The sequence below is a fragment of the Aeromonas sp. DNP9 genome, assembly GCF_001728955.1.
In the GTDB taxonomy this organism is placed as follows: domain Bacteria; phylum Pseudomonadota; class Gammaproteobacteria; order Enterobacterales; family Aeromonadaceae; genus Aeromonas; species Aeromonas veronii.
The window spans coordinates 21,858-45,869 of record NZ_LYSQ01000014.1 but is presented as its reverse complement, the minus strand read 5'-3'; the positions used below and the strand labels follow the sequence as shown (position 1 = coordinate 45,869).

At 61.6% G+C, this 24,012-nt stretch carries 16 protein-coding genes and 2 tRNA genes; 5 read left to right on the top strand and 13 right to left on the bottom strand.

Annotated features, from left to right (window positions below; translation table 11 throughout):
* Positions 1 to 97: 97 nt before the first annotated feature.
* From A9G06_RS11075 to A9G06_RS11035, 9 genes are all read right to left on the bottom strand, one after another.
* Positions 98 to 1,198 (bottom strand): dihydrolipoamide acetyltransferase family protein, encoded by a 1,101-nt coding sequence (locus A9G06_RS11075; protein WP_069555260.1) that lies wholly within the window; start codon positions 1,196 to 1,198, stop codon positions 98 to 100.
* On the bottom strand, positions 1,195 to 2,181 hold the full coding sequence (locus A9G06_RS11070; protein WP_021231077.1) for an alpha-ketoacid dehydrogenase subunit beta: 987 nt from the start codon (positions 2,179 to 2,181) through the stop codon (positions 1,195 to 1,197). The genes A9G06_RS11075 and A9G06_RS11070 overlap by 4 nt, the downstream gene beginning before the upstream one ends.
* Positions 2,174 to 3,262: a pyruvate dehydrogenase (acetyl-transferring) E1 component subunit alpha gene (gene pdhA / locus A9G06_RS11065; RefSeq protein ID WP_069555259.1), complete on the bottom strand. Its 1,089-nt coding sequence runs from the start codon at positions 3,260 to 3,262 to the stop codon at positions 2,174 to 2,176. The genes A9G06_RS11070 and pdhA overlap by 8 nt, the downstream gene beginning before the upstream one ends.
* A gap of 286 nt (positions 3,263 to 3,548) precedes the next feature.
* Entirely contained in the window at positions 3,549 to 4,418 is an 870-nt protein-coding gene (locus tag A9G06_RS11060; protein ID WP_069555258.1) for a hypothetical protein, read from the bottom strand.
* Positions 4,415 to 8,404 (bottom strand): non-ribosomal peptide synthetase, encoded by a 3,990-nt coding sequence (locus tag A9G06_RS11055; RefSeq protein ID WP_069555257.1) that lies wholly within the window; start codon positions 8,402 to 8,404, stop codon positions 4,415 to 4,417. The genes A9G06_RS11060 and A9G06_RS11055 overlap by 4 nt, the downstream gene beginning before the upstream one ends.
* A gap of 125 nt (positions 8,405 to 8,529) precedes the next feature.
* Positions 8,530 to 9,297, bottom strand: coding sequence for a 2,3-dihydro-2,3-dihydroxybenzoate dehydrogenase (gene dhbA, locus A9G06_RS11050; protein WP_069555256.1), 768 nt, complete (start codon positions 9,295 to 9,297; stop codon positions 8,530 to 8,532).
* Positions 9,294 to 10,226, bottom strand: a complete 933-nt coding sequence (locus tag A9G06_RS11045) for an isochorismatase family protein (protein ID WP_069555255.1) — start codon at positions 10,224 to 10,226, stop codon at positions 9,294 to 9,296. The genes dhbA and A9G06_RS11045 overlap by 4 nt, the downstream gene beginning before the upstream one ends.
* Positions 10,223 to 11,869, bottom strand: a complete 1,647-nt coding sequence (locus A9G06_RS11040) for a (2,3-dihydroxybenzoyl)adenylate synthase (RefSeq protein WP_069555254.1) — start codon at positions 11,867 to 11,869, stop codon at positions 10,223 to 10,225. Before A9G06_RS11040 ends, A9G06_RS11045 begins: the two co-directional genes overlap by 4 nt.
* Positions 11,866 to 13,014: an isochorismate synthase MenF gene (locus tag A9G06_RS11035; RefSeq protein ID WP_069555253.1), complete on the bottom strand. Its 1,149-nt coding sequence runs from the start codon at positions 13,012 to 13,014 to the stop codon at positions 11,866 to 11,868. The genes A9G06_RS11040 and A9G06_RS11035 overlap by 4 nt, the downstream gene beginning before the upstream one ends.
* Positions 13,015 to 13,280: 266 nt before the next feature.
* On the opposite strand from A9G06_RS11035, the gene A9G06_RS11030 reads away from it, so the two are divergent.
* Together A9G06_RS11030 and A9G06_RS11025 are read left to right on the top strand one after the other, a co-directional pair.
* On the top strand, positions 13,281 to 15,233 hold the full coding sequence (locus tag A9G06_RS11030; protein ID WP_069555252.1) for a TonB-dependent receptor: 1,953 nt from the start codon (positions 13,281 to 13,283) through the stop codon (positions 15,231 to 15,233).
* A gap of 125 nt (positions 15,234 to 15,358) precedes the next feature.
* Entirely contained in the window at positions 15,359 to 16,423 is a 1,065-nt protein-coding gene (locus tag A9G06_RS11025; RefSeq protein WP_069555251.1) for a 3-deoxy-7-phosphoheptulonate synthase, read from the top strand.
* A gap of 77 nt (positions 16,424 to 16,500) precedes the next feature.
* Here A9G06_RS11025 and A9G06_RS11020 read toward each other — a convergent pair whose 3' ends face one another.
* From A9G06_RS11020 to A9G06_RS11010, 3 genes are all read right to left on the bottom strand, one after another.
* Complete coding sequence (locus A9G06_RS11020; RefSeq protein ID WP_005350588.1) at positions 16,501 to 17,499, bottom strand: LacI family DNA-binding transcriptional regulator; 999 nt, start codon at positions 17,497 to 17,499, stop codon at positions 16,501 to 16,503.
* A 177-nt stretch (positions 17,500 to 17,676) separates the two neighbouring features.
* Positions 17,677 to 19,578 (bottom strand): transglycosylase SLT domain-containing protein, encoded by a 1,902-nt coding sequence (locus A9G06_RS11015; RefSeq protein ID WP_069555250.1) that lies wholly within the window; start codon positions 19,576 to 19,578, stop codon positions 17,677 to 17,679.
* Between the two features lie 99 nt (positions 19,579 to 19,677).
* Positions 19,678 to 22,182 (bottom strand): EAL domain-containing protein, encoded by a 2,505-nt coding sequence (locus A9G06_RS11010; RefSeq protein WP_040066125.1) that lies wholly within the window; start codon positions 22,180 to 22,182, stop codon positions 19,678 to 19,680.
* Positions 22,183 to 22,550: 368 nt separating this feature from the next.
* Here A9G06_RS11010 and raiA point away from each other — a divergent pair, with 368 nt between their 5' ends.
* Positions 22,551 to 22,889, top strand: coding sequence for a ribosome-associated translation inhibitor RaiA (raiA, locus tag A9G06_RS11005; RefSeq protein ID WP_005334257.1), 339 nt, complete (start codon positions 22,551 to 22,553; stop codon positions 22,887 to 22,889).
* A gap of 112 nt (positions 22,890 to 23,001) precedes the next feature.
* Here the strand turns inward: raiA and A9G06_RS11000 are convergent, their stop codons facing one another.
* Positions 23,002 to 23,511 (bottom strand): VC2046/SO_2500 family protein, encoded by a 510-nt coding sequence (locus tag A9G06_RS11000; protein ID WP_069555313.1) that lies wholly within the window; start codon positions 23,509 to 23,511, stop codon positions 23,002 to 23,004.
* A 124-nt stretch (positions 23,512 to 23,635) separates the two neighbouring features.
* On the opposite strand from A9G06_RS11000, the gene A9G06_RS10995 reads away from it, so the two are divergent.
* Positions 23,636 to 23,720 (top strand) — tRNA-Tyr (locus A9G06_RS10995).
* Between the two features lie 34 nt (positions 23,721 to 23,754).
* A tRNA-Tyr gene (locus A9G06_RS10990) sits at positions 23,755 to 23,839 on the top strand.
* Positions 23,840 to 24,012: the final 173 nt, after the last annotated feature.

Here is a 24,012-nt window from a genome sequence, read left to right as displayed (position 1 = left end):
GACATAACTATCGCCCTTTCAAGCTGGTTTGGATTATACGTGGCTTTGTAGATTACGCAAACAAATTTGTGCCCTGCCAACGGCAGGGCACAAACCGTTATAAGGTGGCCGCTTCCAACGCTTCGACCAGTGCTCTGAGAAAACGAGCAGCCTCCCCGCCAGTACAGGCTCTGTGGTCAAATGTCATCGACAGCGGCAATGCCCTGACGGGACGCGCTTCACCATGGATGAACACCACTTTTTCGAACAGTTTGCCTGCCCCTATGATGGCTACCTGCGGCGGCGTGACAATGGGGCTGGCATAGCGGCCTGCGATGGCGCCGAAATTGGTGAGCGTAATGGTCGCCCCCTGCAACATCTCGCGCGGCACGGCGCGTGCCTTCACATCGGCGATCATCCGATCCAGCCCCTGCCGGATATCTGCCCCCTCCCGCTCGGCCACGTTCTCCATCACCGGCACATAGAGGCCATGCTTTGAATCCACCGCGATAGCCACATTGACCTCTTTGAACAGCCGCCGTGACAGGGTGTCGCCATCAAACCAGGCATTCATTGAGGGCTCGGCGCGGCACGCTACGCCAATGGCCTTGATAAGGCGCACCGTCACATCCTCATCAGGCCGCCAGTGACGCAAATCCACCTCGTCGGTGATGCTGACCGGCACCACAGTCTGATGAGAGAGCTCCATCGCCTTGGCCATGGCCCTGCGCGACCCTTTGAGGAATTCGTTGCCAGTGCTCTGCTGGGCCTCGAATGCCTGCTGCACATCCAGCTCGGTCACCATGCCGCCGCTGCCACTTCCCTTGATCCGGTCGATATCCAGACCCAGTTTTTGTGCCAGCAGTCGCACGGCAGGCATGGCTTGCACCAGCGCACCACCCGGGGCAATGGCCCCCACCACGAAGTGATCCTCGATATGCTGCTGATGGGCGCTCACCTTTCCCACCACGGTGCCATCATCCTCCCCCCCCTCGAACTCCACCAGCGGCGCACCGATATGGAGGATATCCCCCTCGGCGCCGCAGAGACGGACGATCACCCCGGCCACCGGAGAGGGTACATCCACCAGCGCCTTGGCCGTTTCCACCGACAAGAGCACCTGATCGACCGCAACGGTATCACCGGCACTCACCTTCCATTCGACGATCTCGGCTTCGGCCAACCCTTCACCCAGATCCGGTAATTTGAAAAATTTCATAGCCACTGGTTCTCCATCAGCTGATGAGCCGCATCGGCGATATCCTGCTCGGTGATGAGGTAATACGCTTCGTTGCGATAGTAGGGAACGGCGGCATCCACGCCGGTCAGCCGCTTGGGCGGCGCCTTGAGACTGGGAAGTGCCTGCTCGGTCACCCGCGCCACAATTTCGGCCCCGACCCCGAAGCTGCCACACGCCTCGTGTACCACCAGCAATCGGCCGGTCTTGCGTACCGAGGTGAGGATGGTCTCCATATCCAGCGGCTTGATGGTGGCCAGATCCAGCACCTCGCACTGGATATCCTGCTCGGCCAGCAGGTTAGCCGCCCGCATCACCTCCTGAATGCAGGCCCCCCAGGCCACTACCGTGATATCCCGGCCCGGGCGCAGGGTGAAGCAGACATCCAGCGGCAAGCCGACACCGTCATCCACCACCTCGGATTTCATCGAGCGATAAATGCGGTCCGGTTCGAAAAACATCACGGGATCCGGATCGCGGATGGCCGAGAGCAGCAGGCCATAGGCGCGTCTCGGGCTGGAGGGGATCACTACCCGTAGCCCAGGGATATGGGCAAACAGCGCCTCGACACTCTCGCTGTGATGTTCAGGCGAATGAATGCCCGCGCCATACGGGGAGCGATAGACGAGGGGACAGGAGAGGCGGCCACGGGTGCGGTTTCGCATCCGCGCCGCCTGACAGATGATCTGCTCCATCCCGGGGAAGATAAAGCCCTGAAACTGGAACTCAGCCACCGGCTTGAGCCCCTGGGTCGCCATGCCGACCGCCACCCCGGCGATCAATCCCTCGGCCAGCGGCGTGTCGATCACCCGCTTGAAACCGAACTTGTCGCGCAGCCCTACGGTGGCGCGAAACACCCCGCCGTTGACCCCCACATCCTCGCCCAGTACCACCACATCCGGGTCGTGCTCCATCTCGTAGTGAAGAGCCATGTTGACCGCTTCCAGCAAACTGATCTCACTCATGGCCAACCTCCTGCTTCATCCCCTTGGCAATCACTCGCTCGCGCTGGGGCACGAGTTCGGCGGGCAGGCTGGCGTAGTGATAATCGAGCATCGCCTCCGGCGGCTGGGGCGCCATCGCCTCATAGCGGGCGACCGCCTGCTCTACCTCTCGGGTAGCCTCCGCCAGCAGGCTCTGCTCCTGCTCTTCATCCCACCAGCCCTGGCTGTGCATAAACTGGCGCAGCCGCTTGACCGGCTCCTTGGCCCAGGCGGCCTCGACCTCGCCCCCATCGCGATAGCGAGTGGCATCGTCGGCCGTGGTGTGATCGCCGAGGCGATAACTGACCGCCTCGATCAGAGTCGGCCCCTTGCCGCTGCGGGCCCGTTCAACGGCACTGCGGGCGGCATCGTAGACCGCCACCACATCGTTGCCATCCACCTGCAGGCTGCGCACCCCGGCGCCAATACCCTTCTGGGCCAGCGTAGGAGCGCTCGATTGCAGCTTGCGCGGCACCGAGATAGCCCACTGGTTGTTGTTGACGATGATGACCATCGGCAGGTGCCAGACCCCGGCGCAGTTGAGCCCCTCCAGAAAATCCCCCTTGGAGGTGCCTCCGTCGCCGATAGTGACCACGGCAACCCGCGGTTGATTACGCAGTTTGAAGGCAGAGGCAATACCGCAGGCGTGAGTGATCTGGGTGGCGATGGGGACGCAGATGGGGAGATCTTCAGAGGGAGTCCCATCGGGCTTGAGAAAATAACTGCCCCGCTCGTCACCGCCCCAATATTGCAGGTTTTTCTCCATCGGCACGCCCCGAACATAGAGGGTGGGCATGTCCCGATAGTAGGGGACATAGACATCCTGCGGCTGCATGGCGAGACCAATGCCAATCCCCACGGCTTCTGCGCCGAGATGGGAGGGAAAAGTACCGAGTTTGCCGGTTCGTTGCAGCGCAATCGCTTTTTTGTCATAGCTGCGCACCATCACCATATTGCGGTAGAAAGTGTGCAGTATCGCCTTGTCCAGCCAGGTCGGTAAGGTGGCGACCGGGCACCCTTCCGCATCGAGGTAACGAAGGAAAGGGATGTCGACATGGGTCATAACTGGCTCCTTGCCGTTGTGAGCGTCACCGATGCTGGTGACACCTAGATGTAAATACCTTGTTAAACAAAAAGCAAAGGGATTTACTCAGGTAAGACCAGTAGAAACTTCTTTAAAGTAGCGAAGGAGCTGAATTTTCGGCGATGAGTGGCAAGGTATGCCGTAAATGGTGCAACTTTGCAGCACTGAACGCAGGATGCCAAATGTGAAAAAGGGGAGCCTTGCTCCCCCATTGAGTTACTTCAGTTAGCTGTTACTTCTTGTCAGGGGTTACTCCAACCAGCAGTTACGCCAGCCACTGTTGCAGCTGGCTGGCCATGCCAGCTGGCAGCAAGTGAGCGCGACTTAGCAAGTGGCTGCGCCAGGGCTCGGCCAGCAAAGTCGGGCAAATTCGCATCTCCCGTCCCCGGTCAGTCATGCTCACCAACCTGTCGATAAGAGTCTCCAGCGGCGGATGCGTCGGCCAGTGGGGATAGAGGTCGGCAGTCGCGATCCCGGCCAGCTCGCACACCCGCTCCTCTTCCTCATTTCCCTTTCCATCAGCCATTGGCCAGGGGTGAAGCACCTGCAGCCAGCCCGGCCGTGCGGCCTCCAGCAACTGGCCCAGCGTCGGCTGCGCAAAGTGGGGATCCCCTGCAGCTTTGAGCAGATGGCGCGCCCCTGCCAGCACCACCACGCCGCGCGGGGGAAGTGTTAGAAGATAGTCGACCAGCGCCTGATCCCGCCCCCTGTTGTGTTGCTGCCATCGCTCCGGGCTCATCTCCTGCCACTCGAATAAGGGCTCGCAGAGATGCACCCGCAGCCGCATATGTTCGGGGCGCGCCAGATTGCTCTGGCGCAGGGCGGCAAAGAGGGCCGGAAACTCGGGGGCCATCCAGGCAGGAAAGGCGCAGGAGTCGAGCCAGACCGGATAGAGTCTTACCAGCGTGAGCGGCTCCCCCTGCCAGCTCTCCTGCCCCGCCAGCCAGGCATCGAGCAAGCCCTGATGACGGTGGTTGCCGCACTCCAGCACCAGATCAGTCATGACTCCCCAGAGCGCCGGATCACACAGCCAGGCGTGCTGGCGCCGGATAAAATCCGGGTGCCAGTGCGGCTCCCCCAGCCCCACCAGCTTGCCCGCCTGCAAGGCTTCCCGGATAGCGGCAACCGGGGTCATGAGTCCCCCTCCTGCCGGATGTGCGGTTGTTGCCCGACCCCATCGACCCGCTCACAAATAAGGGCGCCGATCTTTGCCAGCCAGTCGGGATGCACCATCTCCTGATGCAGGCAGGGGAAGCGCTCATAGCGGATTTCGCCTTTTGTCAGCGACGCCCAGCCGCGTCCATCCAGCCAGGGCGGGCGGGAGGCTGACGCCTCGATAAAGATCACCTCCCCGTGGTAGCAGTAGTCGACCGGCTCACGGATCAGCCGGTTGTTGTGGCCCACCAGCTCAATCATGGCGCTCACCACCTGCTCGTCGAGCATGGCCAGCGCACTTCCCTCCGCCCCCAGTCGGGCTACCACGTCACCCCGAGTAAGGGAATCGAGCGCCTCGTCCGCAACCGCAATCCCCCCCATCCGCAGCAGCGCATCGAGCATCCGCTGCTCGTCGGGCAACGGCTGGGTTTGCCACTGCTGACAGGGGTAGGCATCGAGCAGCAGCACCATGGCCACCTCCTGTCCCTGCTCTTGCAGCATGGCGGCCATCCGGTGCACCAGCATGCCCCCGAGCGACCAGCCGAGCAGCCAGTAGGGCCCCTCGCTCTGCTGACGACGCAGCTCGGTCACATAATCGAGGGCCAACTCGTCGAAGCTGGCAGGCAGCGGCGCATCCGGCTGGCAGAGCGCCCGCGCCTGCAGGGCATAGACCGCCATGTCCGCCGGCAGATGGGGCACCAGCGGCGCATAACACCAGCCGAGCCCCCCTGCGGGATGGACACAAAAGAGGGTGGGGCCAGATGTACCCGCCTGCGCACCGGACGCTCGCAGGGGCAACAGCATGGGCATTGCCTCCCGTTCGCCGCCAAGACGGCGCGCCAGCTGGGCAGGGCTCGGCGCTTCGAACAGGCTGGCCAGAGTGAGCGCCTGTCCGGTCGACTCTTCAATGCGCACCACCAGCTGTGCCGCCAGCAAAGAGTGGCCGCCGAGGGCAAAGAAGTTATCGTCGGCGCCGACTCGCGCCAACCCCAGCACCTCGGCGAAGAGGCGACAGAGCCGCTCCTCCAGCAGGGTTTTCGGCAGCGACTGACCCACTGCCGATGCCATATCGGGCAGCGGTAACCCCTTGCGATCCAGCTTGCCATTTGGGGTGAGCGGCAGCTCAGCCAGAGTGACCAGGAGCCCCGGCACCATGTAGTCAGGCAAGGCAGCGCCAAGGGCGGGTGCAAGCTCGGCCAGCGTCAGCGCTCTGCTATCTGCGGCCACCACATAGGCCACCAGACGGCGATCATCGGGGGCAAATTCGGGGGCCAGCACTACCGCTTGCGCTACCCGGGGATGGCGCAGCAGCACCTGTTCGATCTCCTCCAGTTCGATGCGTTGACCACGGATCTTCACCTGAAAATCGAGGCGCCCCAGATACTCGATGGCGCCATCCTCGCGCCAGGCGGCCAGATCGCCGCTGCGATAGAGCCGTCCCGCCCCGAAGGGGTTGGCAATAAAGCGCTCGGCGGTGAGCTCAGGCTGGCCAAAGTAGCCCTCCGCCACCTGCACGCCGCCGATCCAGAGCTCCCCCGCTACACCGGGGGGCACCGGCTGCAACCAGGGGTCGAGAATGTGGATGCTGGTATTCCAGACCGGATAGCCGATGGGCACGCTGGTTACCGCCTCGTCTGCCCGGCAGGGATACCAGGTGACATCCACCGCCGCTTCGGTCGGGCCATAGAGGTTATGCAGGGGAGCTGAGAATGTCCCATACCAGCGCTGCACCAGATCCGCGGGCAGCGCCTCGCCGGAGCAGAAGACCTGGCGCAGGGCGCGGCAACGCGCAGGCTCGGCCTGAGTGACAAAGATCTGCAGCATGGAGGGGACAAAGTGCAAGGTGGTGATCCCGGCCTGCTCAATCAGCTCGGCAAGGTAGGCGGGATCCTTGTGGCCGCCCGGTTTGGCGAGAACCAGCCTCGCACCGGTCATAAAGGGCCAGAAGAACTCCCAGATGGAGACATCGAAACCGGCCGGGGTCTTTTGCAGCACCCGATCCGCCGGGCCGATGGGATACATGTGCTGCATCCAGAGCAGCCGGTTGACGATGGCGCCATGGCTCACCACCACCCCTTTGGGCCGACCGGTAGAGCCGGATGTGTAGATGATGTAGGCCGCATCTTCCGGCCCGGGGGCTGCCAGCTCACAAGGTGCTGTCGTTGCCAACTCTACCGCCGCCAGCTGCTCTGCCACACCGGGGGCATCGAGGCAGACAAGTGGCGCGGCCACGTCGAGCGGCATCTGAAGCGTACGGCTGGTCAACACCAGCGCAGGATCGCTGCTGGCGAGAATGTAGCCGATCCGCTCCGCTGGGTAGTCCGGGTCGACGGGCACGTAGACGGCACCTACCGCCATGATGGCCTGCTGGGCGAGAATCAGCTCGGGAGAGCGCGGGATCACTACCGCCACCCGACAACCGGGGCCCACATCCCTCCCCGCCAGATAGCATGCCAGCTGGCGGGTACGCTGGCGCAGCTCGGCCACACTCCAGCGCTCGGCACCACACTCCAGCGCGATGGCGCTCTGATCCGCCGCCGCCAGCCCTTCGGCCAGCAGTGCGCTCAGGGTAGTGGTCGGCAGCGGATGGTCGGTCTGATTCCAGCACGCCAGCTCAGCCTGCTCGCAGGGCAGCAGCAGCGGCAAGCGCACCGCCAGGGCCTCGTCATCCGCCTCACTCCAGGCGGCCAGATAGGCCAGCAGCCGGGCCAGATGACGTTCACTCTCCTGATGGCTGAAGCGCCCCTGACGGGTTTCGAGAGTCAGGGTCATCGCGCCGGCCTCCTCGGCAAAGTAGAAGGCGCACTCCTCCACCGGCCCCGCCGCCAACACCTGCACCTCGCCACGAACCTGGTTGTGCCCTTCACCAAAGCTGAGGGTGCGGGCAAAGGGCATCAAATTGACCTGAGGGCCAAACAGCGGCTGGCCCGGCTGACGCTGCTGCAACCACTCCTGACGGCAGTCCTGATGACGGCGCAGGGCGGCAAATTGCCGCTCGACCTGTGCCAGCAACTCTCCTACCCGGCTGGTGCCGCTCAGCTCGATGCGCAGGGGCACCACATTGACCTTCATGCAGGGGGTATCGGTCGCCGCTGAGCCCAGCCTCCCCATCAGCGGAATACCCAGCACCACCTTGCCAGCGCCGCTCATTCGCTGCACATAGCTGGCCACCGCCGCCAGCAGCAAGCTGTAGGGGTGGCAGGCCGAACGAGTCGCCCGTGCCACCAATGCCTGCCACTGGCAGCCAGCAAGCCGCTGCTCAAGACGATATGTGGGGCCCGGCCCTTGCGCCGGACGGCGGGAGAGCGACGCAGGGCTCTCCACCCCGGCCAGCTGCTGCACGAAGAAATCGCGATCCCGCGCGGCGCGCGGCGAATCCTGATAGGCCGCCTCTTCGGCCAGCAACTCCTGCTGAGTCGCATAACGGCAGGAGGCAGGCTGCTCGCCGGCACAAAGCGCCTCATACCAGCTCACCACCCGCTGGCAGAGCAAACTCAGGCCAAAGCCGTCGATAGCGATATGGTGCACGGCGATAAACCAGGCCCACCGCCCCTCGCCAAGGCGATAGAGGGTGGTGGCAAACAGCGGCCCCCCGGCCAGATTGAAGGGGGCGGCCAGCTGCGCACGCATCTCGGCCTGCGCGGCGGCGAGCGGGTCGGCTTCGCTGCGCAGATCCCGCTCGCTCAGCTGCCAGCAGGCGGGGTTGGCCACCATCTGCGGGCCATCGGCAGTGGCCACAAAGGCGCAGTGCAGACCGGGGATCTCGTCGATGGTCTGACGCACCGCACGGGTGAAGTGATGGGGAGCCAGCGCCCCTTCCAGCAACCAGTATTCGCCGGTATTGCAGGCGGGGCTCTGCGGGTATTTTTGCTGGGCAAACCAGATGCCCGCCTGAGCGGTGGTAAGCGGCCAGCGCGGGTGATCACCACGCTGGTGGGTGGCGCGCATCGCCATTGTCTGTTCCATGGGAATGTCCTTGCGCAAACATCAAGCGGGCAGCGGCTTGCCCCTGCCCGCATGGCTGAAAAGCGAGGAGGCCAGGCCTCCTCCATAAAGAGAGTGTCACGCCTGCCAGATTGGCGGCACGTCGGCTAGCCCCCCAGGGTGGCACCGCCATCGACCACCAGATCCTGCAGGGTGATATGGCTGGCGGCATCGGAGGCGAGAAACAGCACGCAGGCAGCCACCTCGTCGGGTGTCCCGAGCTTGCCAAGAGGGATCCCCAGCTTGAACTGCCCGGGCAGGCCCGCGATGGTACGCAGCTCTCCTTCCTGCTGCGCCGCCTCCCCCTCCTGCCACATGCCGTACAGCATCGGGGTACGGGTCGAGCCCGGCGACACCAGATTGCAGCGCACACCGTAGGGAGCAAGCTCCAACCCCGCCGTTTGGGTGAGGCTGGTCAGCGCCGCCTTGGAGGCGCCATAGATGCCCATACCCACTCGTGGCACCCGACCGGCATTGGAGGAGACATTGACGATGGCGCCCCTGCGCCGTCCCTGAAACCAGGGGGTCAGGGCCCGCATCAGGTAGAAAGGGGCGAAAGTGTTGATGGCGAAGGTGCGCTGCAAGAGGGCGTCATCCACCTCATCGATCCTGCCGGTCGCCAGTACGCCTGCGACATTGACCAACACATCGGGCCCCAGCCCCTCGTCCAGCAGCTGTTCGCAGCAGCGGGTCACGGCCTCGCTGTCACTCACGTCGATCACCACCCTCTTCACGTTGCCGGGCAGTGCCTCGGCCAGTTGCAGATCGAACGACACCACGCTGGCCCCTGCCTCGGCAAAGGTGCGCGCCACCGCATGGCCAATTCCCTGCGCCGCACCGGTTACCCAGACGGTTCTGCCTTGCCACTCGCTCATGGGGTGCACTCCGGTTCGCTGACGTGCACTTCGTTGGCCTGATAAGCCGTGGTCTGACTGACCTTAAGCTGACGGGAGAGGAGCGCCCACCAGTGGGCCAGGGTCGGCGTGCGGGCCAGCTCGGCCAGCTCCACCACCAGCCCCTGCTGACGCCACTCTTCCACCAGCCCCATCACCGCCAGCGAGTCGAGACCGTAGTCGAGCAGGTTGTCATCCTCGGTGGGCTGCTCCTGCTGCATCTCGGCGGGCAGCCGCGCCAACACCAGATCACGCAGTGACTCTCGAGTCAGAGGGCGTTTGCTAGCCGCCATCACCTCGGCCACGGTAATCACCCGACCGGCATTGCGGCTGACATAGGAGAGCGCCAGCAGATGATCCTCGCGGGAAAAGTCGGCGATGGCATCTGCCACCAGGAAGGGGCGGATATCACGCATAAAGGCATCGACCGCCGTCTGCATCACCCCGATATGGCCGTAGATGCCGCAGATCACCAGCTGATCTCGCCCCCATCCGGCCATCAACTCGGCCAGCGGTGAGCGGCAAAAAGCGCTGTAGCGCCACTTGGTCAGCACCGTATCCTGCGGCTCGGGCGCCAGCGCCGGGACGATGGGTTGGCGCTCCGGCGCCCGAGTCAACCCCGGCCCCCACATGTCGTTGAGCAGCGCCCGATCGGCCTGACTCTGCTCGGCGGGCTGGGCGGTATAGACCACCGGCATGCCAAGAACACGCGCTTGACGGATCAGGATAGCGATATGGTCGATGACCTGATTGATCAGCGGATTGCCCGGCCCGTAGAAGTCGACGAAATAGTGCTGCATATCGTGGACCAGCAAGGCAGCCCGGCCCGGTTCGAAAGGCCAGTTCACCCGCCCGCTGGGCAGTTCCTCAGCAGTGGGCAGCGGATAGGCGGCGAGGGATTGAATGGTCATGCACACTCCTTGGCGAGCTGCTCGCGCAGCGTCTGTTTGTCTATCTTGCCGACCGGGGTGTGGGGCAGTTGCTCCACCAGCACCAGGCGATCGGGCAGTTTGTAATCGGCCACCCCCTGCTCGCGCAGGAAACGGCGCAAACGGGGCAGATTGAGGGGCTCGCGGCACATCAAAAAGGCGCAGCTGCGCTCCCCGAGCATGGGATCGGGCATGGCGACCAGCGCCGCCTGCCGTACCTCCGGGTGGGTCAGCAACAGCTCTTCAATCTCGAGGGCATCGATCTTCTCCCCGCCCCGATTGATCTGATCCTTGTTGCGCCCCACCACCATCAGATGACCGCCGGGCAAGCGGCAGACCAGATCCCCGGTGCAGTAGAAACCGTCCCGATCAAAAGCCCGCTGATTGTGGGCATCTGCCTTGAAGTAGCCGTGAAAGGTGTAGGGGCCACGCGTCCAGAGCTCACCACACTCACCATCGGGCAAGGGGCGCCCGTCGTTATCCCTCACTTCCACCTCGTCGCCCGGGCTCATCGGGCGGCCCTGGGTATTGACGATGTGCCACTGGTCATCCTCGATGCGGGTGTAATTGACCAGCCCCTCGGCCATGCCGAACACCTGCTGCAGGCGGCAGCCAAGGAGGCTCGCTACCGCCTCGGCGTGAGCCGGGCTGAGGCGCGCGCCGCCCACCTGCACACACTCCAGAGAGGTCTGCGGATAGTGGCTGGCAGCCTCCAGCCAGAGCGCCAGGGCCGGTGGCACCAGTGCCGCCCAGTTGACCTGATGGCGCTGCACCAGCGGCAGACAGGTTGCAGCAGAGGGATCCTTTGCCAGCACCACGCAGCCACCGGCATAAAACACCCCGAGTGCCCCGGGGGAGCTCAGGGGAAAGTTGTGGGGCGCTGGCAAGGCACAGAGATAGATCACCCGCTCATCCCAACCGCACACCGCTACGCTCTGGCGCACGCTATAGCCATAGTCATCGTGGGTACGGGGGATCAGTTTGGGGGTACCGGTGCTGCCGCCGGAGAGCTGGAAAAAGGCGACCTGATCGGCTGGAGTCGGTGTAGGCGCAGTGGCCACCTGCACAAAACCATCAGCTCTGACCATGGATTCAGGCCGACCCCATGCAAATCCTGACTGAAGATCGGAGCCTTCAGCCTGCTCGAACAGCAGTGTCTGGCAGGAGGGATATACCAACTCATCAAGGGCCGCCAAGCTCCCCGCTTCACCGGCAAAGCCGGGATGGGAGGGGCTGAGTACCAGCAAGGCGGGCTCAATCTGGCGGGCAAAGGCCACCAGCTCGCGCCGCTGATGGCTGTAGAGGGCATGCACCGCCACCACGCCGCAGCGGATCAGGGCAAACCAGCAGATATAGAACTCGGCGCAGTTGGGCAACTGCACCAGCGCAGTATCGCCATGGCCCAACCCGCGCGCGGCCAGCCGCGCCGCCAGCGCATCAACCTCACGCTTTAACTGGCCATAATTGAGGGTTCGCTCGCCGCAGATCAGGGCCGTGCGCTCGGGATACCGTTCGGCAGATTCATCGAGCAGGGCGGTGAGCGGTTGTCCGCGCCACCACCCTTGTGCCCGGTAGTGGGCTGCCAGCTCGGCGGGCCAGGGGGTAAAGGGTACCAGCGGCTTCATGCAGTTACCTCCGGCTCCCGGCTTTCGAGGCCGAAGGCACGCAACATGGTGCCGAGCTTGGCGGCGGTCTCCTGCCACTCCGCTTCCGGCGAAGAGCCCACCACTACCCCGGCGCCGGCATAGAGCCGCAGCTGCTTGCCGGCCAGCACGCCACAGCGAATGGTGACCACCCACTCGCCATTGCCATCGGCATCCATCCAGCCGACAGCGCCACAGTAGAAACGGCGATCGTACCCCTCAAGCCGGGCGATGGCCTGACGCGCTGCCGAGAGCGGCGTGCCGCACACCGCCGGTGTCGGGTGCAGTGCCAGCGCCAGAGCCAACACGGGAGATGGCTCATGGAGCCGCCCGGCGATGCGGGTCGAGAGGTGCCACATGGTAGGGGTCGCGATCACCTGCGGCTCCGGAGGGACGTCCAGCTCTCGGCAGAAGGGAGCGAGGGCGGCGGCGACCGCATCGGCCACCAGCGCATGTTCATAGCGATCCTTCTGCGCTCCCAGCAGCTCGGCACTGGCCGCCTGTTGATCGGAAAACGCGTAGCGCGGACGGGAGCCCGCCAGCGGATTGCTCATCACCGCCATCTCGCTGCGCGATACCAGCAGCTCGGGGCTCGCGCCAAGCAGGGTCTCCCCCTCCGGCAGCGGGATATGGAACACATAGGCCCCCGGATTCTGGGCCAGCAGAGAGCCATAGGCGTGTGCGGGGGAGGTCTGCTCTGCACTCTGCACATCAATGGCGCGCGACAACACCACCTTCTCGAGTTGTCCCTCGCTGAACTGCTGCAACGCTGCCCGCACGGCCCCCTGATAGTGGGCAGCGCCGGTCACTTCACTCACCTCGCCATGGAGCTGGCAACAGCTGGCGGGCAACATTGCATCCCTTGCGACCCACTGCGATTGCGCCGGGATCACCAGATGCCAGGGGGATTGGGTATCAAACGGAATGGCGCCGATGGCGATGGGATTGACCATCCCCTGCTGGCGCAACTGACGCAGATGGGCGAGCAGCTTCTCCGGCGGGATGCCGGTAAAACTGTCGTGGATACCGGAAGCGACCAGTACCCTGTCACCGCTGGCAAAACAGCACACTTTATCCAACCCGACCGCTGTGGCGGGCCACTCTCCTTCCAGTGCATGGTCACACATGACGGTGCTACTCCTTGGAATGAATCACTGCCTGACACGACTTGAAGTGAGTCATTTGACTCACTAGATATCAGGGTGAACGGCATCCTAACAAGGAGCGAAAAAACGATCAATACAAATGAGAATCAATTTCATTAACTTCTTTTTAGTCAAAAGAGGGTGACGAACGAAACTGAGCTTCGCCGATAAAAAAGAGTTGCGATCGGAGCAAATTCAACTTGATAATGATAACGCTTATCATTTGTATATTATGGAAGATGTAAATAATGAAATCCTCAACCTCCCGTTTTATTGCTCCCAGCCTGCTGGCCACCACCATCGTCACTCTGCTGACCCAGCAAGCGATCGCAGCCAGCAACGCCCCTCAAGCCGATGAAGTGATCACCGTCACCACCACGGCGCACAATACCCGATCGGCACCAGCCTCCATCTCTGTCATCACGGCCGAACAGATCGCCGCCGCGCCCGTCAATGACCTTGCCGACCTGCTGCGCCACGAAGTGGGCATTCAGGCTGAAGCTGACACCAATGGCCGCAGCGATATCGGCATTCGCGGCATGTCCGGCAAGTACACCCTGGTACTGGTGGATGGCAAACGCCTCTCCTCCTCCAATGCCCTGTGGCGCGGCGGCAACTTCGACAACACTCCCGTGCCCCTTGGCATGATCCAGCGGGTCGAGGTGATCCGTGGCCCCATGTCGGCACTTTATGGCTCCGATGCCATCGGTGGTGTCATCAACATCATCACCAAGCAGCCGGGCAAAACCTGGCAAGGGGCGGCCGATGCCGACTTCAAAGCCATCGAGGGCAAGGATGGCGGCGATCAGCACAGAACCAACCTGGGCTTTACCGGCCCGCTGACCGACAACCTGCTGATCCGGATGAACGGCGAGGTGTATGACCGTCAAGCCTGGACCCCCACCGAAGCTGCTGAAGGTATCCCCCTTATCGAAGCAAAGCAGACCCGCAACTTCGCCTCTACCCTCAGCTGGCTGGTGGATGAGCAGCAGCGCTTCGAGTTGGATTACCTCTACAACCAGGATGAGCGGCCTCTCGATATCTTCCGCAAAACCGGCAACAAGGTGCACAGCCGCCAGCAGCAAAACGATCGCAACCTGTTTGGGCTGACACACAAGGGGAACTGGAGCTGGGGTGACACCACCGTCATGGCCAACTACGAGACCTCCCAGATCGACGACTTCAACACCAGCTACTCTGCCCCGCAGCAGCGGGAGCTGGAAGAGAACACCTTGACCCTCAAGGGCTATACCAACCTGGCGCTGGCCAACCACTACCTGACCCTGGGCGGTGAATATCTGGATCGGGAGCTGGTGGATGCGGTGAGCTACAAGGATATCGGCGGCAAAGAGAGTCACTCTCAGGAGGCGCTGTTCGCTCAGGACGAAATTGGCCTGACCGACAGCCTGACCTTCACGCTGGGCGGCCGTTACGATCACCACGAGATCTACGGCAGCCACTTCACCCCGCGCGGCTATCTGGTCTATGAGATGAACGAGCTGGTGACCGTGAAAGGCGGTGTCAGCCAGGCCTTCAAGGCACCAGCACCGCACCAGTACTCCAACGGCTACAGCATCGAGAGCTGCGGCGGCAGCTGCCGCATCTATGGCAGCGACAAGGTCAAGCCGGAAACCAGCACCAACTACGAGCTGGGAGTGATCGCAGGAGAAGGGATCTGGGAAACCAGCGCCACCCTGTTTTACTCCGACATCGACGACATGCTCACCTTCAAGCAGTTGCCGAACTCCACTGACCGCACCTGGTACAACCTGGAGAAAGCCACCACCAAGGGGCTGGAGCTGACCGGTAAACTCGATCTGACCGACGACATCAGTCTGGGTGCCAACTACACCTACCTCAAAGCAGAAGGCGATCAGGGTCAGGCACTGCCCGAGCGGCCGGAGCACAAGGCCAACGCCAAGATCAACTGGCAGGCCACCGAGCGGGTCAATGCCTTTGTCGGCACCACCTACACCGGCACCCAGTTTGCCGAGCAGACCGTCAACAAGGCCGTGGTGCTGCACAAGCTGCCCAGCTATCAGACCTTCGATCTCGGCACCGGTTTCAAGGTCACCGAGAACTTTGACCTGCGACTGGGGATCACCAACCTGACCGACGTGCGCCTGCAAGAGAAAGATACCGTCTTCCAGAACGTCGAACCGGGTCGCAGCTACTACGTCAGCGGCTCAGCCCGCTTCTAAGGTAGCCAAGGCCGATATAACAGCGCGCGGGCCCATGCCCGCGCTCTGTTAACCAAGAGAATAAGGGGAAGATCCCCACTGGACAGCAAAGAGCATGCAGATTTCCATTTTCATCAGGATCGCTCATGTTCACCTCACTTCTGAATGCTTCACCCCTTGCCACCCTGCCCACCCCTGACGAGATGTTAAAGGCCAGACCCTGTCCGGCACGGCTCGCTCGCCAAATCGCACACAGCCGCCAGCAAGCCCGCCATATTCTGCAGGGAGAGGATGATCGCCTGCTGCTGGTGATCGGTCCCTGCTCCATTCACGATCCGGCAGCCGCCCGCGACTATGGTGGCCGGCTCGCTGAACTGCAGGGCCAATACGGGGAGCAGCTGCAACTGGTGATGCGCACCTATTTCGAAAAGCCGCGCACGACGCTCGGCTGGAAAGGATTTATCTTCGATCCCGACCTCGATGGCAGCGATCGACTGGAAAAGGGCCTATCCCAGGCCCGGGAGTTACTTATGGCCCTTGGACAGGAAGGGCTCGCCTGTGCCACCGAATTTCTCGATCTCACCAGCATGCTCTATCTGGGGGATCTCATCAGCTGGGGTGCCATTGGCGCTCGCACCACCGAATCCCAGCTCCACCGCCAGCTGGCCTCGGCCCTTCCCTGCCCCATCGGCTTTAAAAACGGTACCGATGGCAATATCCGGATCGCGGTAGAGGCGATCCTCGCCAGCCGGGCGGCCCACCTCTATACCCAGCCTTCCGGTGATGGCCAGCTGGCACTGGTGCGCAGCCATGGCAACCCCGACTGCCACCTGATCCTGCGCGGTGGCCGCCAGCCAAACTATCAGAGCAGTCATGTGGCAGAGGCTGGCGAGCTGCTGCGCCAGCATCATCTCTCCCCTCGCCTGATGATCGATTGCAGCCACGGCAACAGCCAGAAACAGAACGCCCGCCAGCTGCTGGTTGCCCGTGACATTGCCGACCAGCTGGGTGCTGGTAGCCATGCCATCGCCGCCATCATGGTGGAAAGTTTTATCTGCGAAGGGCATCAGGATATCGGCAGCAAACCGCTACGCTACGGCCAGTCGATCACCGATAGCTGCATCGGCTGGGAACAGACAAGGCAACTGCTCGATATGATGGCAGAAGGAGTGGAGGCGCGCCGTCAACAGCGGATCGCCCTGGCGGGATAAATAGCGGATTAGAGAGATAACGCAGAAAAGAGTGTGGCCCCGATGGGGCCACCTTGTTGTTCACTGTTTGACGCACATCAGGCGACTGACTCACGCTCCACCAGCTGGGCTTCAAACTTGAGCGCCAGGCCGTCCACCGGCTTGTGATCGAGCAGACGCAGCGCCAGCTCGGCAGCGCGGCTGCCCATCTCCTCGATGGGGTAGCGCACCGTGGTGAGCTTGGGATAGATGTAGCGGGCGTAGGGGATATCGTCGAACCCCACCACCGATACCTGCTGCGGGATCTTGTAACCCCGCTCCAGCAGGCAAGAGATCGCCCCCGCCACCATACCGTCGTTGAAACCGAGCACGGCCGTGAACTCGACACCACGGGCCAGCAGTTCACTCATCGCCACATAGCCGCCATTTTCGTCGGCATAGGCGCGGCTGACGAGTGCAGGATCAAAGGCGATCCCGGCTCTGGCCAGGGTCTGGGTGTAACCGGCCATCCGCTGCTGACCATCGACAAACTCTTCATCATCGGAGGTGATAAAGGCTATGTTGCGATGACCGGCATCCAGCAAGTGCTGGCACGCGGTGGTGATCCCCGCCTGGTTATCGAGCCAGACGCAGCGATCTTCGGCTCCCGGCACCTGACGGTTGATGAACACGATGGGGGTAGAGCCTGCCGCTAGCTCGCTCAGCTCCTCGTCCGGAAGCGCCTTGCTGTGGAGGATCAGCGCATCGCACTGGCGCTGCAGCAGCGCCTGAATGGCGTGACGCTCGCGCGCGATATCGTGGTTGCCAGACATGACGATGGTGAACTTGTTGGCCTGATCGACCATGGTTTCGATGCCACGCATCATCTGGGCAAAGAAGGGGCCGCCGCAGAGGTCGCCAACCAGCACGCCAATGCAGTTGGAACGCTTGCTGACCAGTGCCTGGGCAAAACTGTTGGGTCGAAAATTCAGTTCCTTCATGGCCGCCAGTACGGCCTCACGCTTTTCCGGTGCTACCTGTGCCGTGTTGTTGATAACCCGCGACACGGTGGAGATAGACACATTTGCCAGCTGAGAAACGTCTTTAATCGTTGCCACTATCCATTCCTTTATTGTGGGGGAACCTGTCGGTGCCGACGCCCGAGTATACCCTGCGGCCTGATGCAATTCCCGGAGCCAGGTCACCAGGCATGTTTCCTTTGGTAACAAAACCTTACCCGATGATACCCGGCAGCAGGGAAATTTGAAAACAGGGGCCGGCTGGCGGCCCCCGACTCAATAGGCGTGATTGAGCTCCCGCTCTGACATGAAGCGCAGCGGCTGCTGCAGCTTGTGCTGATAAATGAGATCGAACGACAACACGTTTTGCACGTAGTTGCGGGTCTCCTTGTAGGGGATGCTCTCGACCCACACGTCCATCGGCTTGTTGTCACTCTGCTCTCGCCAGCGTTTTACCCGTCCCGGCCCGGCGTTGTAGGCGGCCGCCGCCAGGATCCGGTTGCCGTCATAGACATCCAGCAAGCGCTTGAGATAGGCGCTTCCCAGACGAATATTCATCGTCGGATCAAACAGTTGCTGCTCGTTGCGATAGGGCACCCCCAGCTTGCCGGCAGTCTCTTTGGCTGTAGCAGGCATCAGCTGCATCAGACCACGCGCCCCCACCGGCGACTGGGCCAGCGGATAGAGGGCACTCTCCTGACGGGAAATGGCATAGAGCAAACTGGTGTTCATGGTGCGCTCTTGCGCCATCTGGGAGAAGGTGCGCTTGAGCGGCAGCGGGAAGCGCAGGTCGAGGGCATCCCACGCTTCGGCGCGAATGCTGGCGAGAATGGCCAGCTCGTGCCAACCCTGATTGAGGGCGATATGGCCAAACTCGATGCGCTGGGCCACCGGATTGCGATCCATGTTGTGGATCCACTCCGAGCGGGCCGCCGCAATCTCGTTCATCGACAGCAATTCGCGCACCCGCAACAAGAAGGGCCAGCGCTGGCTGGCCGTGCGCCAGTCCGGTACATGCTTGACGCTCTGGTTCTTGATGCGATAGGGCACGCCGGTGCGCTGGGCGGCCATAAAGCCGTAGAAACCGCGCAGGTTGGCGGTCTCCAGATAGAGATCCCGCGCCGGTTTTTGCTGCCCCTGCACTTCAAGGGAGCGCGCCATCCAGTAGCGCCAGCGATCCTCTTTCTGACGGGCCATCGGCATCATCTTCACCCAGCCGGAGAGGCCACGCCAATCCTGCTCCCAGATGGCCAGTCGCGCCCGCAGCTCGGTAATGTCGGGATCCGCCAGCTTTTTCACCGTGCTGTCGACCCAGCTGCGCTGGGCTATGGAGCGATCCAGCAGCAGGCGGCGGGCAATGGCACGCTCTACCGGTTTCACCTCGGCCTGGGTCAGGCCGAAACGGCTGCGAAACAGCGCAAGCTGGCGCAGCACCGACTTCGGCTCCTGATTGGCATAGCGGGTCAAACCGAGGGAGAGCAGCTTACGGGAATAAGGATTGCTGCTGAAATAGGCTGGGTTCATCGCCTTGGCTGGCTGCTCGAACAGGGTCACCATCTGATCGCCATAGCTTTGCAAGCCGCTACCTAGGGTCGCGCCAAGATGGCGGATCAGATTGGGGTTTTCCGCCTCGAACGCCAGCGTCATCCGCTGCCAGATCTTCTCCTGGGTACGCTGACCGGATGCCTGCCACAGCTGGAACAGCGGTGAGCAGGCATCGGGACGGGATTGGCCGCTCATCCAGATCTTGCCCGCCCCCTGCAACGCCTCTTTCGGCTTGCCGGTGTAATAGAGCGCCTGATAGTGCATGCAGAGTAGATCGGTGGAGCTCGGCTTGGCCGGATAGAAGCGCAGGAACTGCGACCACTGCTGGCTCTGGGCCAGATAGGTCAGATAGCTGCGCTCCAGCCGGTTGGACTGGGGGGTATCCCCATGCTGGCGGATAAAGCGGGTCACATCGTTGTAATCCGCCGCCCCCGGACGAAAGGCGAGCTGATAGTAATCGAGGTAAGGGAGCAGGGGGTAATGGGTCAAACGGGCACGAATTTGCTGGAAACGGGCCTGATCATTGGCCCGTACGGCGTCATACGCCTGACGGTAGAGCGTCTGGTCGGCAGTCTGCGCCATCAGGGTCGGCACGAACAGCGCCGACAAAACAATTCCCCATACAGCTTTCACTGAACATCTCCATTGAGGGCAATACACCGCCCGGTGGCGGTGGGTCTACTGCCTCTCATTCTACCCGTTGCCGAGCAGCGCTACAGCGGGGAGCAGGGACTATTTTTCTGCCTCGCTCAGCTGCATTTCGCGCAGTTGCTCCGGTCTGGTCAGCCGCTGTACATATTTCTCCAGATAGGGCACCGGCAGCGGCTTGGAGGCGAGATAGCCCTGATAGAAACTGCACCCCTGCGCCTTGAGAAACTCCAGTTGCTGACGGGATTCCACCCCTTCCGCCGTGACATTGAACCCCATATGTCGCGCCATGGCGATCACCGCCTCGACGATGGCCATGTTGTCGCCATCTTTCGGGATGTCCTGAATGAAGGAGCGGTCGATCTTGAGCTCATCGGCAGGCAGCCGCTTGAGGTAGCTCAGGGAAGAGTAACCGGCGCCAAAATCATCGATGGCAAAGCTGATGCCGAGCTCCTTGAGCTCGGTCATCTTGCTGATGGTGTCCTCGGCATGGCCCAGCACCACGGATTCGGTGATCTCCAGATTGAGGCAGGCCGGATCCATGCCGGTTTGCGCCAACACATCGTGGATCCGCTCGACAAAATCGGTGGCATGGAACTGCTTCGCACTGACGTTAACCGAGATCTGCGGAATATGGATGCCGTTCTCCTCCCACAGCACATACTGGGCGCACGCCTCGTGCAGCACCCAGTTGCCGATATCGACAATCAGGTCCGTCTCCTCGGCGATGGGGATAAATTCTGCCGGCGAGACCAGCGAGCGACCGGCCGGCTGCCAGCGGATCAGCGCCTCGACACCAATGATATCGCCGCCATCGACCATATGCTGGGGCTGATAGTAGAGGGTCAGCTCTTGCTGGCTGAGGGCGTTACGCAATTCGTTGTGAATGAGCAGACGGCGATCCGCCTGCTGCTGCATCGAGGCATCGAAGAAGCGACGGGTCTTGCGGCCAGCGGACTTGGCCTGATACATGGCGGTATCCGCCTGCTTGAGCAGATCATCGACCCCCTGCTCCCGATCCGGAAACAGGGTAATGCCGACACTGGCGCCGATGTGCAGCACTTGCCCCACATAGGTATAAGGAGCGGCAATCTCGGTGATAAGCCGTTCGGCAATGATATCGGCCTGCATCTCCGCCTGGGGCGGGCTGGCCGAGAGCGATGGCAGCAGCAACACAAACTCGTCACCGCCGAGGCGGGCCAGGCAATCCCCCTGTCGCACCAACCGTTTGAGACGGGCGGCGACCTCCTTGAGCAGCCAGTCACCGGTAGCGTGACCGAGGGAGTCGTTGATGGTCTTGAAGTGGTCGAGATCGATAAAGAGCAGCGCGCCAATCAGACCGTCGCGGGTCGCCTCGTTGAAGGTCTGCACCAGAGTCTCGTGGAGCTGACGGCGATTGGGCAATCCGGTCAGCTCGTCGTAATAGGCGAGATCCTGAATGCGTCGCTCGGCCGCCTTGCGCTCGGAGATATCCTCGAAACAGATGACAAAGTGGCTGATCACCCCCTTCTCGTCCTGCACCGGCGTCACTATCTCCCACTGGGGATAGGTGTGACCATCGACATGGCGACGCTGGGTCTCCCCCTGCCAGCGGCTGAGGGTATTGAGCTCGTAACCGAGCCCACCCAGATTTGGCCAGAGATCCTCTTCCAGATGCAGGCCCAGCACCGACTGGCTGTCAAAGCCGGTGATCTGGCTGAAGGCGTTGTTGACCCGCAGGATCTTGAACCCCGGATCCGTGATGATGATCCCTTCGTGGGTCTCGAATGCAACGGCAGAGAGGCGCATCTGGGCATCTGATTGCAATCGCTCCAGCTCGGCCACCATCCGTACCGAAAAGGTATTGAGCACCGAGGTGAGATTGCTGGTATCTGCCGGGGCCGAATAGAGCAGCGCCAGATGGCCCAGAAGTTGGCCTCTGGCATCAAACAGCGGCTGACCATAATAAGTCTGCCCAGCCGCCAGCCAGGGTTGATACTCCTGCGACTCGTCGATCACCTCGAAACAGATGGCCCCTTGCTTGTAGAGCTCCTGACAGGGGGAACCCGCCAGCGGATAGTCCTTCTGCGCCAGACCGTCGGCAGCCAGCACTTTGACCCGGTCGGCACCGCACAACTCACCCACCCAGACCGCATCCACCTTGAGGATATGGGCCAGCTGGCTGACCAGGGTATTGAAGAAATCGAGCCCGGTGCGGGCAGAGAGCGCCTGCGCCAACTGGGTAAGCAGGGTGGTTTGCAGCAACGGCAAAGAGAGATTGAGGGAGGAGACCGCACTGTTGGCGGTATCAAGAGGGGCCAGCCAGCCACAGCAGATCTGCTGGGTAGGCACAAACTGGCCGCTCCAGAGCACATGGTTGAGCTGCCCCTGATCATCTTTCAGATGACCGATGAACTGTTCAGGCAGATGTGATTCATGAAGCCGGACGAGAAAGTCGGCAAAGCCTGCCTCATCTTCCGGTAACAGGCGAGCGGCCCAGGGATGATTGCCCTCCCCTTGCCACTGCTGGTAGGCCCCCTGATCAGAGAGACTCCACTGATCATGTTGCCGATCGAAAAACCACATGACTTGCGTGGCCTGCTGCTTCATTTACCACTCCAACACAACAACCAACCACGTTTGATGTCCAATCAGGCATAGCAACGCCCCCTGCATCCGCTCATCAGATCAGAGGTTGCGAGGGAAGAGTACAAACATGCGATATCAAGCAGTGGAAACCGGACATGAGGTCGACACGAAGTGCTGCCAAGAAGGGACAGAAACGATCCTATTCCCGTCATACTGCCTGCCAGTTTCATGGAGCTCAAGCTGTTTTTGGCACGAAACCGGAAAAGATCACAATTTATAAGTTGCTGAATAGCCAAGGGAAGGTTATGTGACATGGATCACATTTCAATCTTTACCAATGAGTAATCTGAAGGTGAAGACACAAGCAAGACGACCCGAAGGGGGCCAATATGAAAATCGAAATTACCAGCAAAATCATCGACATCACCCCGGCTATCCGCGAGCGCATCGAATCCCGTTTTGAAAAGCTCGAACGTCTTCAGGTGCCTCTCATCACACCCCATGTGATTGTTTCCAAAGAGCGTCTGATGTTCACTGTCGAAGCCAGTGCTGGCATCCCCAACGGCAAACTGTTTGCCCAGGCAGAGCATGAGGATCTCTACGCCGCCATCAACGAACTGGGGCAAAAACTGGAGCGTCAACTCAATCGCCATACCGAAAAGCCGATTGCCCGTCGTGCCAATGCCGCCCTCAAAGAGCAGCCGCAACCGGATGAAGCTGACGCTTGATAGCATGCCGCAAGGCTAAAAATTCCAAAGAGCATAAAGGCGGGGTCACCCGCCTTTTTGTTGCCTGTGATTTACACCACAAGCATCGCGTTACACCAGTGAACAGGCACCATCAACTGAGCCAGTGCAACCGGGTATCCACCCCCTCTTGCAAACGGTCGAGGATCGGCAGCAATACCAGCGGATCTTCCTGCCTCGGCACATCGGCCAGCTTTCCTTGCAACCGCTCCCGCGCCAGCGGTGACAGGTTGTCGTAGACAGCCTCATCCAGCAGCGGCTGTTTGACCGCCAGCGGCGGTGTTTGCAGCGCCAGCCAGAGCCGCACATCCACCATGCTTCCCCCCTGTTGCAACCGCTCATTGATGGCACTGCAGTCACTCCCCGCCCCTTCAGCCACCAGCACCTCTGCCGGTCTCAGCTCAAAGTGCAGACGCCAGTCACGGCTCTGGGGTGTGGCCGCCGGTTTGGCATCAAACCAGGGCTGCTCCTCCACCGCGTCGGTGAGCAGGGCCAGATGCAACCGGAAATCCGCCCGATCCCCATGCTGCAGGTCACGATTGAGGCGCTGCCCCAACTGTCCCTCATCGACGAGCAGGTGATTACGGATTGAACTGGGCAACATGAGATAACTCTCGAAAATGGCGATTTCACTGGTTATCGGCCACAAATCCAATTCTTTTAATGGAAAAATCCTGCTTGGGGGTTCACAAAACCGGAAGATCTGTTAGTATGCGCCTCGCACTTGTGGAGGGGTTCCCGAGCGGCCAAAGGGATCAGACTGTAAATCTGACGGCTCTGCCTTCGAAGGTTCGAATCCTTCTCCCTCCACCATTTCAAGTGCGACAATTTGAAAGCAATACCCCGTGGAGGGGTTCCCGAGCGGCCAAAGGGATCAGACTGTAAATCTGACGGCTCTGCCTTCGAAGGTTCGAATCCTTCTCCCTCCACCATCATTCAGAAAGCCCAGCCTAGCGCTGGGTTTTCGCATTTCTGGTCTGCCCAATCCGTTATTCCTCTGCACACCAGTCCCTTATCGCCGTTTGCCTGCTGCCGATCGCGCAATAAAAAAACGGGAGGCCTGCGCCTCCCGTTTACGTTCATATCAGCCCAGTTACGGGATGAA

What these genes read in the sequence shown, in the direction of transcription:
- A9G06_RS11075 (WP_069555260.1), bottom strand. Translation starts at nt 1,198, where the DNA reads ATGAAATTTTTCAAATTACCGGATCTGGGTGAAGGGTTGGCCGAAGCC.
- A9G06_RS11070 (WP_021231077.1), bottom strand. Translation starts at nt 2,181, where the DNA reads ATGAGTGAGATCAGTTTGCTGGAAGCGGTCAACATGGCTCTTCACTAC.
- pdhA (WP_069555259.1), bottom strand. Translation starts at nt 3,262, where the DNA reads ATGACCCATGTCGACATCCCTTTCCTTCGTTACCTCGATGCGGAAGGG.
- A9G06_RS11060 (WP_069555258.1), bottom strand. Translation starts at nt 4,418, where the DNA reads ATGACCCCGGTTGCCGCTATCCGGGAAGCCTTGCAGGCGGGCAAGCTG.
- A9G06_RS11055 (WP_069555257.1), bottom strand. Translation starts at nt 8,404, where the DNA reads ATGGAACAGACAATGGCGATGCGCGCCACCCACCAGCGTGGTGATCAC.
- dhbA (WP_069555256.1), bottom strand. Translation starts at nt 9,297, where the DNA reads ATGAGCGAGTGGCAAGGCAGAACCGTCTGGGTAACCGGTGCGGCGCAG.
- A9G06_RS11045 (WP_069555255.1), bottom strand. Translation starts at nt 10,226, where the DNA reads ATGACCATTCAATCCCTCGCCGCCTATCCGCTGCCCACTGCTGAGGAA.
- A9G06_RS11040 (WP_069555254.1), bottom strand. Translation starts at nt 11,869, where the DNA reads ATGAAGCCGCTGGTACCCTTTACCCCCTGGCCCGCCGAGCTGGCAGCC.
- A9G06_RS11035 (WP_069555253.1), bottom strand. Translation starts at nt 13,014, where the DNA reads ATGTGTGACCATGCACTGGAAGGAGAGTGGCCCGCCACAGCGGTCGGG.
- A9G06_RS11030 (WP_069555252.1), top strand. Translation starts at nt 13,281, where the DNA reads ATGAAATCCTCAACCTCCCGTTTTATTGCTCCCAGCCTGCTGGCCACC.
- A9G06_RS11025 (WP_069555251.1), top strand. Translation starts at nt 15,359, where the DNA reads ATGTTCACCTCACTTCTGAATGCTTCACCCCTTGCCACCCTGCCCACC.
- A9G06_RS11010 (WP_040066125.1), bottom strand. Translation starts at nt 22,182, where the DNA reads ATGAAGCAGCAGGCCACGCAAGTCATGTGGTTTTTCGATCGGCAACAT.
- raiA (WP_005334257.1), top strand. Translation starts at nt 22,551, where the DNA reads ATGAAAATCGAAATTACCAGCAAAATCATCGACATCACCCCGGCTATC.
- A9G06_RS11000 (WP_069555313.1), bottom strand. Translation starts at nt 23,511, where the DNA reads ATGTTGCCCAGTTCAATCCGTAATCACCTGCTCGTCGATGAGGGACAG.